Source organism: Streptomyces sp. NRRL WC-3549 (assembly GCF_000721935.1).
Classification (GTDB): Bacteria; Actinomycetota; Actinomycetes; order Streptomycetales; family Streptomycetaceae; genus Streptomyces.
Window position 1 is genome coordinate 46,688 of record NZ_KL585413.1, and the last position, 14,629, is coordinate 61,316.

Genomic DNA, 14,629 nt, shown 5'->3' on the forward strand with positions numbered 1-14,629 from the left:
CAGCCGGTGGCGCAGACAGGCCTCGACGAGATCGTCGGGCACCGCGCCGAGCTCCGCCTCGCCCGCGGCCAGCCCGGCCACCCCGGCGCCCACCATGATCCGTACGAACGGCTCCGAGTCCGAGGCGTCCCGCCGCCATGCCAGGCCCGTGAGCACCAGCTCCCCGCCGGAGAGGTACCGGCTGGGGTCGCGCAGGTCGGTCGTCATGACGCCCCGGACCGTCCGGTCCAGCTCGTCCTCGCCGCCGAGCAGCCGGAGGCCCAGTGCCTCGGTGTCCAGCAGTGCGCGCAGCCGCATCGTCGAAAGCCGCCGTTCTTCGTCGTCGGTGAGTGGGTGGCCGGTGGGGGAGGGGGGGGTGGTGCCGCCCCTCGCGCCCCTCGGATCCGGGGGCATCGGCCGACCCCTGTGCAGAGCGGGTGAGGGCGCCGATACCCGTCATTCGTTCGAATCTACAAGACGGGGAAGGGGGCCAGCCAATTCCTTCATCGGTTCGGTGACTGCACCGGGGGGAGCAGGGCTTGTGTACTGAGCCGCACACCGCGTCAGGAACAACGGGGAAGGACCGCGGCGCCGACCGTCGGCCCGCCCCGGCCGCAGGACCCGATCGAGAAGGAGAGAGCCGTGGACTTCCTTCGCCCCGTCGGCCGGGAGGAGGCGCCTGGCACCGAGACCCCGACCCCGGGGCCGCCGGCGCCGGGGGCACCCGCCCGGGTACCGGCCGAGCCGCCGCGACCGACGGCACCTCACCGGACCAGCTGATCCCCACGGTCCTCGACACGCCGGCGATCCCGGCCGACGTGCTCGAACTCACCGACGACCACGCCCCGTGAGGGCCGCGCGGCGCCGGTGAGGCGACGCCCCCGTCGTCCGCCCCGGCCGCCCCGCGGCGATCCGGGACGGGACCGGGGCGGAGCCGTACCGGACACCGGCGCGCCCCACCGGTGTCCGTGGGCTCCTGGGCGGTGCGCTTCCGCCGCCCGCCCGTCCTCCGCAAGAACAGTTCGCCTCGGGCCGTCCCCCGGGTCGTGCGCCTCGCAGTCATCCCACAACCCGCCGTCACGCGAGCTCCACGCGGGTGTCCCTGTGAACTCGGGAGTCAGGCAACATGACCCAGCAGTCAGTGGAACCCAGGACAGGCGCGGAGGACGCGGGCCCCGGCTCGCGCGTCCCCGCAGGACGGTCCTGGCTCGACCGGTACTTCCACATATCCGACAGAGGATCGACCGTCGCGCGTGAGGTGCGCGGAGGCGTCACGACCTTCATGGCCATGGCGTACATCCTCCTGCTCAACCCGCTCATCCTGGGCGGCGAGGACGTGAACGGCCACCTGCTCGGCCAGTCCGGGCTGATCACCGCCACCGCGCTGGCCGCGGCGGCCACCACCCTGCTCATGGGCTTCGTCGGCAAGGTGCCCCTGGCGCTCGCCGCCGGACTCAGCGTCTCCGGGGTGCTCGCCTCGCAGGTCGCCCCGGCCATGACCTGGCCGCAGGCCATGGGGATGTGCGTGGTCTACGGCGTGGTGATCTGCCTGCTCGTCGTCACCGGCCTGCGCGAGCTGATCATGAACGCGATCCCGCTCGCGCTGAAGCACGGCATCACCATCGGCATCGGCCTGTTCATCGCGCTCATCGGCCTCTACAAGGCCGGCTTCGTCCACCAGGGCACGGCGACCCCGCTCGCCCTGGGGCCGAAGGGCCAACTGGCCGGCTGGCCCGTCCTGATCTTCGCCGTGACCCTGCTGCTGATCTTCATGCTGCAGGCGAGGAACGTCCCCGGCGCGATCCTCATCGGTATCGTCGCCGGCACCCTGGCGGCGGCCACCCTCAACTCCCTCGTCCACATCGATCCGAAGTCCTGGAGCGGCGGGCCGCCCGAGCTGAGCGGCGGCGCGGTCTCCTCACCGGACTTCTCGCTCTTCGGCCACGTCGAGTTCGGCGGCTGGGGCGACGTCGGCGTGGTGACCGTCGGCATGATCGTCTTCACCCTGGTGCTGGCCGGCTTCTTCGACGCGATGGCCACCATCATCGGCGTCGGTACGGAGGCGGAGCTCGCCGACGACGAGGGCCGGATGCCGGGCCTGTCGAAGGCGCTGTTCATCGACGGCGCGGGCGGCGCGATCGGGGGTGTCGCCGGCGGCTCCGGCCAGACCGTCTTCGTGGAGTCGGCCACCGGCGTCGGCGAGGGCGCCCGCACCGGGCTCGCCTCCGTCGTCACCGGGCTCTTCTTCGCGGCCTGCCTCTTCTTCACCCCGCTCACCGCGATCGTGCCGGCCGAGGTGGCCTCCGCGGCGCTGGTCGTCATCGGCGCCATGATGATGCAGAACGCCCGGCACGTGGACTGGGGTGACCGCTCCGTCGCCGTCCCGGTCTTCCTCACCGTGGTCCTGATGCCGTTCACGTACACCATCACCACCGGGGTGGCCGCGGGCGTCGTCTCGTACACGGCGATCAAGCTCGCCCAGGGCAGGGCCCGGGACGTGGGCGCCTTCATGTGGGTGCTGACGTCGGTCTTCCTCGTCTACTTCGCCCTGCATCCGATCGAGAGCTGGCTCGGCGTCAGCTGAGCCCGCCCCCGGCACCCCGGCACGGAGCGGGGCGCACGTCCGCCGGCGCCACCGGTGGTGACGGCGGACGTGCGGCGGCGTGCTCCGGTGGCCGGGCGGCGGGGGCGGTCCCGGCCGCCGCGCACTCCGGTCCGCCCCGGGGGCGAGACGCCGCCGTCCGGCTCGGTGGCCCTGCCAACGGGCCGCGTTCCAGGCGGAGTACCGCCTCCTTCCGCACGCTCGCCCGGGTACGTGGAACCCCCTCTTCCACGCCTCAGAAGTGATCAAAATCTGTCTGGTTTGCCCGTATATGAGGGGCGATAACGGCAGAAAGGGACTTTTTGCGGTGCGGAGCGAGTTGCCAGGGGACTGTCAAAAGGCTTATAAGAGGAGCGTGGCTCAGGCGCTTCCGGGAATTCCGGGAAATGCCGCCATGGAGGTTTCCCATGTTTCTCACTCCGTCCGACACGGAAAAATTGTTGCTGAGTGTTGCCGGAATGGTCGCCCGGGACCGGCGTGAGCGCGGTGTTCTGCTCAACTATCCGGAGGCCGTCGCCCTGCTGTCCTGCTGGGTCCTGGAACGGGCCCGTGAAGGTGCTTCCGTGCATGAGCTCATGACGGCCGGGCGTGCCGTCCTCACCCGCTCCGACGTGCTCGAAGGCATCCCGGAGATGCTGCACGACGTCCAGGTCGAAGCGACCTTCCCCGACGGGCGCAAGCTCGTCACGATCACCTCGCCGATCCCGTGATCCCCGGCGAGATCCGGACCGGATCCGGAATTCTGGAGATCAATGCGGGCCGGGAGATCCGGAGTGTCACCGTCGTCAACGACGGCGACCGGCCCATTCAGATCGGATCGCACTTCCATATGCCCGACGTCAATCCCGCCCTTTCTTTCGACCGTGCGCTCGCCGAGGGCTTCCGTCTCGATATCCCGTCCGGAACGTCCTTGCGTTTCGAACCCGGAGTCGGCGCGGACGTCTCCCTCGTCGCCCTGGCCGGCAGGCGGGAGGTGCCCGGCCTCGTCCTGAGGACGGAGCCCGGGACCACGGCCCCCGAGGAGGAGAACCGATGGCCCAGCTGACCCGTGCCGCCTACGCGGCGCTGTACGGCCCCACCACCGGCGACCGGGTCCGCCTCGCCGACACCGACCTGTGGATCGAGGTGGAGGAGGACCGCTGCTTCGGCGGCGACGAGGCCGTCTTCGGCGGCGGCAAGTCCATCCGCGAGTCGATGGCCCAGGCCACCACGTCCGGCGCCGACGGCGCCCTCGACCTCGTCGTCACCAACGTCGTCGTCCTCGACCACTGGGGCGTCGTCAAGACCGACGTGGGCGTCCGCGCCGGCCGGATCGTCGCCCTGGGCCGCTCCGGCAACCCCGACATGAGCGACGGCGTCCACCCGGACCTCGTCATCGGCCCCGGTACCGACGTCGTCTCCGGCGAGGGCCGCATCCTCACGGCGGGAGCCGTCGACACCCACGTCCACTTCCTCATGCCGGAGACCCTCCACGAGGCGCTCGCCACCGGCACCACCACCGTCATCGGCGGCGGCACCGGTGCCTCCGAGGGGTCCAAGGCCACCACCGTCACCCCGGGCGCCTGGAACCTCGCGATGATGCACCGGTCCCTGGACCGGGTCCCGCTCAACGTCATGCTCTTCGGCAAGGGCTCCACCGTCGGCGAGGACGGCCTGCGCGAGGCCGCGCTCGGCGGGGCCGGAGGCTACAAGGTCCACGAGGACTGGGGTGCCACCCCCGCCGCCATCGACGCGGCCCTGCGCGCCGCCGACACCTACGGACTCCAGGTCGCCCTGCACGCCGACAGCCTCAACGAGGCCGGCTACGTGGAGGGGACGCTCGCCGCGATCGGCGGACGCGGCATCCACGTCTTCCACGCGGAAGGCGCCGGCGGCGGTCACGCGCCCGACATCATCACCCTCGCCTCGCACCCCCACATCCTCCCGGCGTCCACCAACCCGACGCTGCCGCACACCGTCAACACCGTCGCCGAACACCTCGACATGCTGATGGTCTGCCACCACCTCAACCCCCGCGTGCCGGAGGACCTGGCCTTCGCCGAGTCCCGCATCCGGGCCACCACCATCGCCGCCGAGGACGTCCTCCACGACATCGGCGCCCTGTCCATCACCTCCTCCGACGCCCAGGCCATGGGGCGCATCGGCGAAGTCATCTGCCGTACCTGGCAGGTGGCCCACGTCATGAAGCAGCGCTTCGGCGACCTGGGCACCACGCTGCCCGCCGACAACGAGCGCGCGCGGCGCTACGTCGCCAAGTACACGATCTGCCCGGCCGTCGCCCACGGCATCGACCACGTCGTCGGTTCCGTCGAACCCGGCAAGCTCGCCGACCTGGTGCTGTGGGACCCGGCGTTCTTCGGGATACGGCCGGCCGCCGTGATCAAGGGCGGCATGGTCGTGCACGCACCGCTCGGCGACGCCAACGCCGCCATCCCCACCACCCAGCCCGTCCTGCTCCGCCCGACCGCGGCGGCCGGGGCCGCCCCGCACCTGTCGGTCAGCTTCGTCGCCCCGGCGGCCCTGGAGGACGGTCTCGCCGAACGCCTCGGCCTGCAACGGGACCTGGTGGCCGTGCGCCCCACCCGCCACCTGACCAAGGCGGACCTGCCGAACAACACGGCGCTGCCCGCCATCGACGTGGACCCGGAGACCTTCGCCATCCACGTCGACGGGCAGCTCGTCGAACCCGCCCCCGCCACCGAACTGCCGCTGGCCCAGCGGTACAGCATGTTCTGATGGGCGCGCTCGGACCCCTGCTGCTCGCCGACGGCCGGCTCCCGGTCGGTGCGTACACGTACAGCGCGGGCCTCGAACCGGCCGTCGCGGCGGGCCTCACCCGCGACCGGATCCCGGCCCTGCTGCGGGCCCGGCTGCGCACCACCGCGGTCACCGAGGCGGCCGCCACCGTCCTCGCGCTGCGCGCGGCCGGGCACGACCCGGTGGACTACGGCGCCGTACAGCGGGCCCTGCAGGCCCGCACTCCGGCGGCCCCGCTGCGGGCGGCGTCGACCACGCTCGGCCGGGGCGTGCACCGGCTCGCCCGGCGGCTCGCCCCGGACCACCCGGCCGTCCGGGGGCTCGCGACCGCGCACCCCCGGCCCCTGCGCCCGGTGGCACTGGGCGCACTGGGCGCCGCGCTGGACGTGGGGGAGGAGGAACTGGCGTACGCCGTGGTCTACGACGAACTCCAGACCCTGACCTCCGCCGCACTCAAGCTGCTGCCCGGCGACCCGCTGGACTCGGTGGCCTGGATCCTGGCCGCCGAACCGGACGCCGCCGAGGCGGTGGCCGCGGCCCTGGCCGTGCGCACCCCCGAGGGCATGCCCGCCCGCACCGCCCCGCTCACCGAGCAGTGGGCCCTCGACCACGAACGAACCGAACGGAGACTCTTCCTTGCCTGAGACCCAGAACCCCAACCAGCACTTCCACGAGCCCCTCAACCAGCCGAGGGCCCTGCGCATCGGCGTCGCGGGACCGGTCGGCACCGGCAAGAGCTCCATCCTGGCGACGCTCTGCCGCACCCTGGCCGGCGAACTGTCGATGGCGGTCGTCACCAACGACATCTACACCGACGAGGACGCCCGCTTCCTGCGCTCCGCCGGGGTCCTGCCCACCGAGCGCATCCGCGCCGTGGAGACCGGCGCCTGCCCGCACACCGCGATCCGCGACGACGTCAGCGCCAACCTGGACGCCGTCGAGGACCTGGAGGAGGCCTACGGGCCGCTCGACCTGGTGCTCGTGGAGAGCGGCGGCGACAACCTCACCGCCACCTTCAGCCCGGCGCTCGCCGACGCGCAGATCTTCTGCATCGACGTCGCGGGCGGCGGCGACGTGGCCCGCAAGGGCGGCCCCGGCATCACCGGCGCCGACCTCCTCGTCATCAACAAGACGGACCTCGCCCCGCACGTCGAGGTCGACGTGGAGCGCATGGTCACGGACGCCTCGTCGGTCCGCAACGGCCTGCCGGTGCTCGCCCTGTCCAAGCACGAGCCGTCCTCCGTCGCCGAACTGGCCGACTGGGTACGGTCGGTGCTCGCCCGGCACCGCGCCGGCAGCCACGTGCCCACCGATCCGGGACCGATGGCGCCCCACAGCCACCCGCACCCGTGACCCAGCCGGACGTGCCCACCGTCGTCACGGTCCGCCGGGACACCTCCGGCCGGGACGTGGCGAGCGAGCTCGGACCGGGCACCTTCCTCGCCCCGCGCCCCCTGATGCCGGCCGCCGACGGGCTGCACCTCGCCCTCGTCGGCACCACGGCCGGCCTCCTCGCCGGCGACGACCTGCGGATCCGGATCACCGTCGGTCCGGGCGCCCGGCTCCACCTCATGGAACCGACCGGACTCGTCGCCTACGACCACCGGGGCGGCACGTCCTCCTGGCGGGCCGAGGTCGAGATCGCCGAGGACGGCGAACTGACCTGGGACTCACAGCCGTTCGTGGTCTCCTCGGGCGCCGGGGTGACCCGCTCGATGGACGTCTCGCTGGCCCCCGGCGCCCGGATGCTCTGGCGCGACACGCTGGTCCTCGGCCGCTCCGGGGAACGGGGCGGACGGATACGGGCGACGACCCGCGCCGTCCACGACGGCACCGAACTGCTGGTCGAGGACCTGGACCTCACCGACCCGGACGTACGCGAGCTCCCCGGCATCCTCGGGCCGCACCGGGTCGTCGGCGCCGTCACCGCCCTGGGCGCCGACCCCGGCGGCCCGCCCCACCCCTCCCGCATGGACCTCGTGGGGCCCGGGGCCCAGATCCGGTTGCTGGACACCGACGCACCGGCGGTGGAGCGGGAACTCACCGCGGTCTGGGAGAGCTGGCGGGCGCCCTGAGGTACCGGCGGGCTCGGCGTCCGAACGGGCAACCGGCAGGTGCCGCACCCGCTTGAGGTCCTGCGGATCGTGCCGCCCGGCGCGGAGGCAGGGATGCCGGTGGCCACCGGGCCGGTCCGCCGGGGTGCGGCGGGACCCCGCACCCGGCTTCCCGACAGCTCCCCGAGGGGCCTCCCGTCCGGACCGGACCGGACCCCACGAGTCCGGTCCGGACGGGAGGAGCACGCGGGCCGCGGCGGCGTGCCGCCTCCGCTCAGCTCCGGCCGCGGCGCCTCCTGGCCATCCGTTCCTTCTCCTTGCGCCGCGCCACCGTGTACCGAGACCAGTCGCCCCGGTGCCGGTCGCAACGGGACGCCCCCACCATCGCCAGCCGCGCGCAGCGGGTGCCCTTCCGGGTGGGTGCTCCGCACTTCGGCTGCGTACGCGCCATGACCTACCGCCCTCTCCCTCTCCCCCTCCGCCGGCGGTCCTGCCGGCCCAGGATCGACCGGCCGCGGCGCCTGCCGGAAGGCGCACCGGGGCCCGGGCGGAGCGCTCCGGAGCGCACGGGCGGCAGGGCCGGCGCCTGCCCCCCGGGGAGGTGGCGGGGTCCGGCCGGGGCGACGGCGAACGGGCGGCGGCGCGCACCCCGGGCGGGGGTGCGCGCCGCGGGCGGGGGTGCGCGCCGCCGCCCGCCGGGGCGTCAGCGGCCGGACTGCAGGGCCGCCCAGGTGGCCGGGCCCACGTGGCCGTCCACCGTCAGTCCGCGTGCCTTCTGGTAGCCGCGCACCGCCGTGTCCGTCGCCGGGCCGAACGTGCCGTCGACCGCGAGCGTGGTGCCCAGGGCGGCCGTCAGCGCGCGCTGGATCCGCTTCACCGCGTCGCCCGAACCGCCCCGGGAGAGCTGCGGGGTGGTCCCGGCCGAGAGCAGGGCCGTCCAGGTCCTCGGCCCGACCGTGCCGTCCGCCGGGAGGCCGCGCGCCGTCTGGAACGCCTGGACGGCGCTCCTGGTGGCCGTCCCGAAGAGGCCGTCCACGGCCCCCGGCTCGTACCCCTGGTCGTCGAGCAGCTGCTGGAGGGCCTTGACCTGGGCGCCCGCCGAACCCGTCTTCTGGGTGTCGTAGGAGTCGAAGCTCAGCTCGTCGCTCTCGCTGCCGCTGTCTCTTAAGCTGCATGTAGTACGTCCAGTTCCAGTTGGCTCCCGGGTCGGTGTGGTCGTTCCCCGGGGCCTCGCTGTGCCCGATGATGTGCGAGCGGTCCTTCGGGATGCCGTACCGGTCGCAGAGGTGGGCGGTCAGGGCGGCCGACGCGCGGTACATCGGGTCGGTGAACCACGACGGGTCGTCGACGTAGCCCTCGTGCTCGATGCCCAGCGACGAGGAGTTGGCGCTCTTGGCGTGGTACGCGGTGTCCTTGTCGCGCACCATCTGGGTGATCTGGCCGTCCGACGAGCGCACCACGTAGTGGGAGCTGACCTTCGCCGTCGCGTTCTGGAACCAGCTGATGGTGCCGGCGTACGAGCCCTGGGTGACGTGGACGACGACCTTGTCGATCGTGGCCGACCGGCCCGCCGCGTAGTTGCCGGAGGCTGCGGCCACCCACAGGGCCGGAGAGTAGTCGGGGCTCTGCGCGGTGATGTCCGCCGACGCCAGGGCGCCCTTCTCCGGGGCGACCGGGCGGGAGGTCACGGCGATCCGCTCGCCGCCCGCCACCGTCGTGTGCAGCCCCTCGGCCAGGAAGGTGTACACGGTGTCCGCGTAGAGCGCGGCGACGGTGCCCTCCGCGCCGCCGTAGCGGGCGACGGCCGGGTACCAGGCGTCGATGTCGGCGCGCTCGGCGCCGTCCAGGCCGAGCGCGTCGGCGTGGCTGCGCAGGACGGCGGCGCCGCCCAGGATGTTGGCCTCGGTGTCCTGGCGCAGCTCGGCCGGTGTCTCGCCGGTGAGCTGGGCGGCCTTCTCCAGGGAGTGGTTCACGGGGTTGCTGACCAGGTGCATCACGCCGTAGCCGCCCGCCTGGCTGGGGCGGCCGGAGTGCCCGTCCAGGTGGGTCTCCCCGTAGCCGAGGGCGGCGAGGAGGTCCCGGGGCACGTCGTACCTCGCGGCGGCGCGGGCGAAGGCCTGGTTCATCGGATCGGGTGTGGCGCCCGGGGCCGCTGGGGCGGGGGAGACGGTGGCGACCAGGGCCGAGACGGTGAGGGCGGCCAGAACGGCCGAACGTCTTGCGGTGTGGCCGGTGGGGCGTCGGGGCATACCTGCTCCAGGTTCGTGGGGGAGGGCAGGGCCCCGGACCCGGTGGGGTGGGCCGAGGGCCGGTGAGCCCGCACAGGCTATCGATGTGATCCAGGCATGACAATGACGTGCCGGTGTGTCCAAGTGCCCGTCACCCGAACGGAGTTGACGGTGCGCGGAGGTCTCCTCGCCCCTCCTCCGGCGTCAGGTTCCCGCGGGGGCCCGGCGTGCGCCCGGCGGGCGGATCGCTGGACGCCCGGACAGGCGCAGGGGCCGGGCCACGCCCCACGGGACCCGCCGGTGCGCGCCCCGGGCGCGGTCGGCCGCCTCCCGCGCCCGCTCCCCGGCCCGGGGGCGCTCCGGCACGTCACCGACCGCTCCGACGCGCCGGATTCGTACGCCTGGTCGGCCACCCCTCCTCCCGGGGGAACGGAGGGCGGGAACCCGGCCGTGAAGGCGTATAAAGGGTGCCTCCGGAGCAGCCGGCGCCCCCGACGGCCCCCCACCCCCACGCGGCCGGCGTCACCGCGTACGAGAGCTCAGGAGCGTCCGCATGAGTACCTCGGAAGAGATCAACGCCTTGCTCGTCACCCGGTTCGGCACGGACCCCGAGGCCATCCGGCCCGAGGTGCCGCTGCGCCGGCTCTGCCTGGACTCGCTCGCCCTGGAGGAGCTCCGGCTGCTCATCGAGGACCGGATGGACGTCGACCTGGAGGACGTGGTCCTGAGCTCGCGCGACACCCTCGGCCAGCTGGTCGCCGCGGTCCACGGCAAGGTCGGCGCGTGACGCCCCCGGGGCCCGACGCGCACCGCCGCGCCCGCCCGGGCGCCGAGCCGTTCGCCGCCGCGGTCACCGGCATCGGTCTGGTCACCGCGGCCGGCACGGGTGCCGACGCGGCCTGGGCCGGGGCCTGCGGCACCGGCGCCGCTCCCTCGGTCCCGCACCTGGACGAACTCGCCGGGCTGCCCTGCGACTTCATGTACACGGTGACCGACGCCGACCCCAGGGCGGTCCTGGGCGTCGCTGCCCAGCGGCTCATGGACCGCTTCTCGCAGCTCGCCGTGATCGCCGCCCGCGAGGCCGTCGCCGACGCCGGGCTCGACCCCTCGGTCTGGGACAGCGGCCGGGTCGCCGTCGTCATCGGCTCCGCCCACGGCGGCCTGCCCTTCTACGACGAACAGCACACCACGCTCACCGAGCGCGGTGCCCGGCGCGTCTCCCCGAAGCTCGCCCCGCTGACCGTCGTCAACGGCGCCGCCAGCAGCGTCGCCATGGACCTGGGGGTGCACGGCCCGAGCCTGGCGGTCTCCACGGCCTGCTCCTCCGGCACCGTCGCGATCGGCACCGCCCACCAGATGCTGCGCACCGGCGCCTGCGACGTCGTCGTCGCGGGCGGCGCCGAATCGGTCCGCTCCCGGCTGCTGATCGCCAGCGCCTGCCAGATGCGGGCCGTCTCCACCCGTCGCGACGACCCCCTGGCCGCCTGCCGGCCGTTCGACACCCACCGGGACGGCTTCGTCGTCGGTGAGGGCGCCGGACTCCTCGTCCTGGAACGCCCGGAGCACGCCCGCGCCCGCGGCGCCGCCGTACGCGCCCACGTCGCCGGCTACGGCGCCTCCAGCGACGCCCACTCCGCGGTCGCCCCCGACCCCGACGGCCTCGGCATCGAACGGGCGCTGCGCACCGCCCTGGCCGACGCCGGCCTCGGCGCCCGGGACGTCGGACACGTCAACGCGCACGGCACCTCGACCGTCGCCAACGACCTCATCGAGGCGACCATGCTCCGCCGGGTCCTGGGGGAGCACCCCCTGGTCACCTCCACCAAGGCGATGACCGGACACACGCTGGGTGCCGCGGGGGGCATCGAGGCCGCCCTGACCGTCCTCGCACTCCAGCACCAGCTGGTCCCGCCCACCGGGAACCTCGACGCCCCCGACCCCGCGATCCCCGTCGACGTGGTGAGCAAGGAGGCGCGGCACGGCACGTTCGACTGCGCCGTCAAGACGTCGCTGGGCTTCGGCGGGCACAACGCGGCGCTCGTGCTCACCCGGGCCTGAGGGAGACGAGGAGACATGCCCCAGGAGATCATCCGCTCGCTGACCGTCCACGGACTGCGGTACGGCTACCGGGTCCTGCCGCGCGACACGACGGCCGGGGAGACCGCGACCGAACCCGCCCTGGTCCTCGGCGGCGCGTTGCAGGGGATGTACGGCTGGCCGCAGATGGACGAGCACCTGGGGCCGGTGGCCGACGTGGTCACCGCGGACCTGCCCGGCATGGGCGCGGCCGACCCGTTGCCGCCGGGTGCCGCCGCCACGGTCCTGCGCGACGCGGTCACCGGGATCGTCGACGACCTCGGCGTCCCCCGGATCAACCTGTTCGGCTTCTCCTACGGAGCCGCCATCGCCTTCGGCTGGGCCCGGTACGCCCCCGGCCGCGTCGCCCGCCTCGCCCTGGGCGGGGTCCCCGTCCACATCGGCCCGGAGCAGCGCGAACACTGGCGGCGCGCGCAACGGCGGCTCGCCGAGGGGGACCAGGAAGGATTCGCGGCGCTCGCCGCCGACGGACTGATGTGCCTCGACCCGGACCGGCCCGTGCACCGCGGAGAGCTGGCCCGGCGCTACGTCCGCCGGTCCTTCCTGCACGCGGTCAGGAGCGGTTCCGTGCACGCCACCGACTCGCTGCACCGGGCGCTGGCGGACCGGCCGGAGTTCTCCGGCGGGCTCTCGGGCGTACCGGCCCTGGTCTTCACGGGTGAGCACGACACGGTCAGCTCCCCCGAGCGGCAGCGGGAGTTCGCGGCGACGATCGAGGGCAGCCGGTTCCTGACGCTCCCGGAATCCGACCACTGGGTCGTGCTGGAGCGGTCCGACGAGGTCGCCGCCCTCGTCACCCGGTTCTTCACCGAGCCCCGCCTCCCGCACCAGGCGGGGGACGTGGCGGCCCGCGTCCCGGGCTGAGACGCCGGTACGGGGGCGGGCCCGCCGGGGCCCGCCCCGTCACCTCACCTGACCCGGACGATCTGCGGGTCGTGGTCGCTCGCCTGGTCGGCGAACTCCGCGTTGATGTGCACCACGTCGTAGTCGAGGCGGCGGATGCCGGGGCTCGTCAGGATGTGGTCCAGCGTCTGGGAGTTGCCGTCGTAGACGTAGCTGTACTGCTCCGCCTTCGGCAGGGTGGTGATCAGCGGCTTCAGCACCCGGCCACGGGTCAGCGCGTCCATCGTCGGGGAGAAGGCGAAGTCGTTCAGGTCCCCGAGGGTGACGACGCGGGCCGACTTGTCCGCCTTGAGCAGCGAGGTGACGAAGGCGTTGACCTCGGTCGCCTGCCGCACCCGCTGGGTCTCCGAGCTGCGCGCCGGTTCCTGGTAGCGGCCGTGCAGGGGCTGGTCGCCTCCCTTGGAGGCGAAGTGGTTGCCGATGACGAACACCGGCTCGCCGCGGAAGAGGAACTCGCCGACCAGCGGCTTGCGGCTGGAGTCCCAGGCCGTGCTCGTCGGGTTGATCCGGCCGGGCGAGACGGAGAGCGTGGCGCCCTTGCGGGTCTTCACGGCCTTCACGGCGGTGGTGGCGTCGCCGCCCGCGCGGTCCACGAAGGAGACGCGCTGCGGATTGAAGAGGAAGACGTTGCGGATGTTGCCGCCGGGTTCGCCGCCGTCCTTGTTGTTCTCGGGGGCGACGTAGCGCCAGGAGTACCGGGGGCCGCCCGCCGCGACGATCGCGTCCGTGAAGCGCTTGAGCGTCGCCTCGGAGCCCACGGTGCCGTCGTTCACCGCGCCGTTGTCGTCCTGGATCTCCTCCAGCGAGACGATGTCGGGGGAGGAGAGGTTCACCGCGACCCCGGAGGCCAGCGTGTCGAACTTGGCCTGGCCGTCGAGGGCGTCGAGGTTCTCCACGTTGTAGGTGGCGACCGCCAGTTCGTCGCGCTTCTGCTTGCGCGTCACCTCACGCCGCAGCCCCTTGTCGACGTGGCGGCCGAGCTGCGTCGCCTGGACGTTGTACCCGCCGTACGAGGCGTAGTCCAGGACACCGGTGGTGGTGCCGGCCAGCTTGTCGCCGACGTTCGCCACCGGGACGGGCCGGGAGGGGTCCAGCGACATCACCTTGAGGCGGCCGGTGTTCTGGTCCTCGTAGGACCGGTACAGCGTGCCGCCGCGCCGGGTGGGGTTCTCGTTCGGCTTGACGGTGACCCAGACCTCGTCGTACGCGGTCGTCGCACCGGTCACCCGGGTGTCGGACATCGTGACGCGGACGCCCTCCAGCGACTCGTACAGGTCCAGGGCGTACCGCTTCGGCTGCAGCGGCAGCGCGTCGATCGACCCGCCGTCCGCCGTCGGCACGTAGGCGTTCGGCACCGAGCGCGCGTTCAGGACGACCGGCGCGGGCAGGGCGTTGCCGGAGGAGAGGACCGTCGTCAGCGGGGCGGTCAGCTGGGTGAGCGACTGGGTGGTGGTGGAGGGGTAGTACTCCGCCACCTTCCCGCTGACCAGCACCGAGTCCCCGACGGCCACGGTGGGCACGGCGGAACCGGTGTAGACGAACAGGCCTTCGCTGGTACGCGGGTCGTCGTCCGGAGCGGTGTCCTGGATCCAGAAGCCGCGCGAGCCGGTGGTGCGTACGCCGGTGACGACGCCCGGGACCCCGGACACCGACTGCCCGGCGAGCGGGGAGACGCGGGTGGTGCCCTGGATGTCGTGGATCCGTACGTCACCCGGCTCGGTCGGCCCCTCGGGCTCCTCCGGCGCGGAGCCGCCGGAGGTCTCGCCGGCCGCGTTGACGGGCGTCGGGGTGCCCGCCGCCAGGTCGGCGGCGTTGTCGTCGGTGTCCGCGAGGGACGTGCCGCGGGCCACGGAGGCGGAGGCCGAAGCCCCCGTCGCGGGGCCGCTGCCCTCCCGTACGACGGCGGAGCCGTAGCCCACGAGGTCCACGATCCGGGTGTCGGCCGCGCAGTCCGCAGCCGTCCTGCAGGTCAGCGGCGCGGTACCGGAGACGAGCGCCACGGTGCCGCT

At 73.6% G+C, this 14,629-nt stretch carries 12 protein-coding genes and 1 pseudogene; 10 read left to right on the top strand and 3 right to left on the bottom strand.

Annotation, left to right across the window (positions count from 1 at the left end):
• On the bottom strand, positions 1-297 hold a 297-nt coding region (locus IH13_RS0121025; protein WP_031086705.1), incomplete at its 3' end, for a PucR family transcriptional regulator ligand-binding domain-containing protein.
• 808 nt (positions 298-1,105) lie between these two features.
• Between IH13_RS0121025 and IH13_RS0121030 the strand changes: the two genes are divergently transcribed.
• The 7 genes from IH13_RS0121030 (at position 1,106) to IH13_RS0121060 (ending at position 7,413) form a co-directional block, all read left to right on the top strand.
• Complete coding sequence (locus IH13_RS0121030) at positions 1,106-2,563, top strand: NCS2 family permease (protein ID WP_031086707.1); 1,458 nt, start codon at positions 1,106-1,108, stop codon at positions 2,561-2,563.
• 425 nt (positions 2,564-2,988) lie between these two features.
• Positions 2,989-3,291: an urease subunit gamma gene (locus tag IH13_RS0121035; protein ID WP_031086709.1), complete on the top strand. Its 303-nt coding sequence runs from the start codon at positions 2,989-2,991 to the stop codon at positions 3,289-3,291.
• Positions 3,288-3,626, top strand: coding sequence for an urease subunit beta (locus tag IH13_RS0121040; protein ID WP_031086711.1), 339 nt, complete (start codon positions 3,288-3,290; stop codon positions 3,624-3,626). Before IH13_RS0121035 ends, IH13_RS0121040 begins: the two co-directional genes overlap by 4 nt.
• Complete coding sequence (locus tag IH13_RS0121045; RefSeq protein WP_031086713.1) at positions 3,614-5,317, top strand: urease subunit alpha; 1,704 nt, start codon at positions 3,614-3,616, stop codon at positions 5,315-5,317. The genes IH13_RS0121040 and IH13_RS0121045 overlap by 13 nt, the downstream gene beginning before the upstream one ends.
• Positions 5,317-5,982, top strand: a complete 666-nt coding sequence (locus tag IH13_RS0121050; RefSeq protein WP_031086715.1) for an urease accessory protein UreF — start codon at positions 5,317-5,319, stop codon at positions 5,980-5,982. The genes IH13_RS0121045 and IH13_RS0121050 overlap by 1 nt, the downstream gene beginning before the upstream one ends.
• Positions 5,975-6,691 (top strand): urease accessory protein UreG, encoded by a 717-nt coding sequence (gene ureG / locus IH13_RS0121055; RefSeq protein WP_031086716.1) that lies wholly within the window; start codon positions 5,975-5,977, stop codon positions 6,689-6,691. The genes IH13_RS0121050 and ureG overlap by 8 nt, the downstream gene beginning before the upstream one ends.
• Entirely contained in the window at positions 6,688-7,413 is a 726-nt protein-coding gene (locus tag IH13_RS0121060) for an urease accessory protein UreD (protein ID WP_031086718.1), read from the top strand. Before ureG ends, IH13_RS0121060 begins: the two co-directional genes overlap by 4 nt.
• 682 nt (positions 7,414-8,095) lie before the next feature.
• Here IH13_RS0121060 and IH13_RS38015 read toward each other — a convergent pair.
• Positions 8,096-9,641, bottom strand: a pseudogene (locus IH13_RS38015) (peptidoglycan-binding protein).
• A gap of 532 nt (positions 9,642-10,173) precedes the next feature.
• Between IH13_RS38015 and IH13_RS0121070 the strand changes: the two are divergent.
• The 3 genes from IH13_RS0121070 to IH13_RS0121080 are packed head-to-tail and all read left to right on the top strand — an operon-like array spanning position 10,174 to position 12,581.
• A complete protein-coding gene (locus IH13_RS0121070; protein WP_031086720.1) occupies positions 10,174-10,407 on the top strand; it encodes an acyl carrier protein in 234 nt (77 codons plus the stop codon).
• The gene (locus IH13_RS0121075; protein WP_031086722.1) at positions 10,404-11,678 is read left to right on the top strand and encodes a beta-ketoacyl-[acyl-carrier-protein] synthase family protein; all 1,275 of its coding nucleotides are present in this window, start codon (positions 10,404-10,406) and stop codon (positions 11,676-11,678) included. The genes IH13_RS0121070 and IH13_RS0121075 overlap by 4 nt, the downstream gene beginning before the upstream one ends.
• A 15-nt stretch (positions 11,679-11,693) precedes the next feature.
• Positions 11,694-12,581 carry an alpha/beta fold hydrolase gene (locus IH13_RS0121080; RefSeq protein ID WP_031086723.1) on the top strand — a complete coding sequence of 296 codons (888 nt, stop codon included), beginning with the start codon at positions 11,694-11,696 and terminating at the stop codon, positions 12,579-12,581.
• 44 nt (positions 12,582-12,625) lie between these two features.
• On the opposite strand, the gene IH13_RS0121085 is transcribed toward IH13_RS0121080, so the two are convergent.
• The coding region (locus IH13_RS0121085; RefSeq protein WP_031086725.1) for an endonuclease/exonuclease/phosphatase family protein at positions 12,626-14,629 on the bottom strand (2,004 nt) is incomplete at its 5' end.

Bases quoted from the DNA above. Each gene is read 5' to 3' on its own strand.
- IH13_RS0121045 (WP_031086713.1), top strand. From the start codon at position 3,614: ATGGCCCAGCTGACCCGTGCCGCCTACGCGGCGCTGTACGGCCCCACC.
- IH13_RS0121080 (WP_031086723.1), top strand. From the start codon at position 11,694: ATGCCCCAGGAGATCATCCGCTCGCTGACCGTCCACGGACTGCGGTAC.
- IH13_RS0121030 (WP_031086707.1), top strand. From the start codon at position 1,106: ATGACCCAGCAGTCAGTGGAACCCAGGACAGGCGCGGAGGACGCGGGC.
- IH13_RS0121070 (WP_031086720.1), top strand. From the start codon at position 10,174: ATGAGTACCTCGGAAGAGATCAACGCCTTGCTCGTCACCCGGTTCGGC.
- IH13_RS0121035 (WP_031086709.1), top strand. From the start codon at position 2,989: ATGTTTCTCACTCCGTCCGACACGGAAAAATTGTTGCTGAGTGTTGCC.
- IH13_RS0121050 (WP_031086715.1), top strand. From the start codon at position 5,317: ATGGGCGCGCTCGGACCCCTGCTGCTCGCCGACGGCCGGCTCCCGGTC.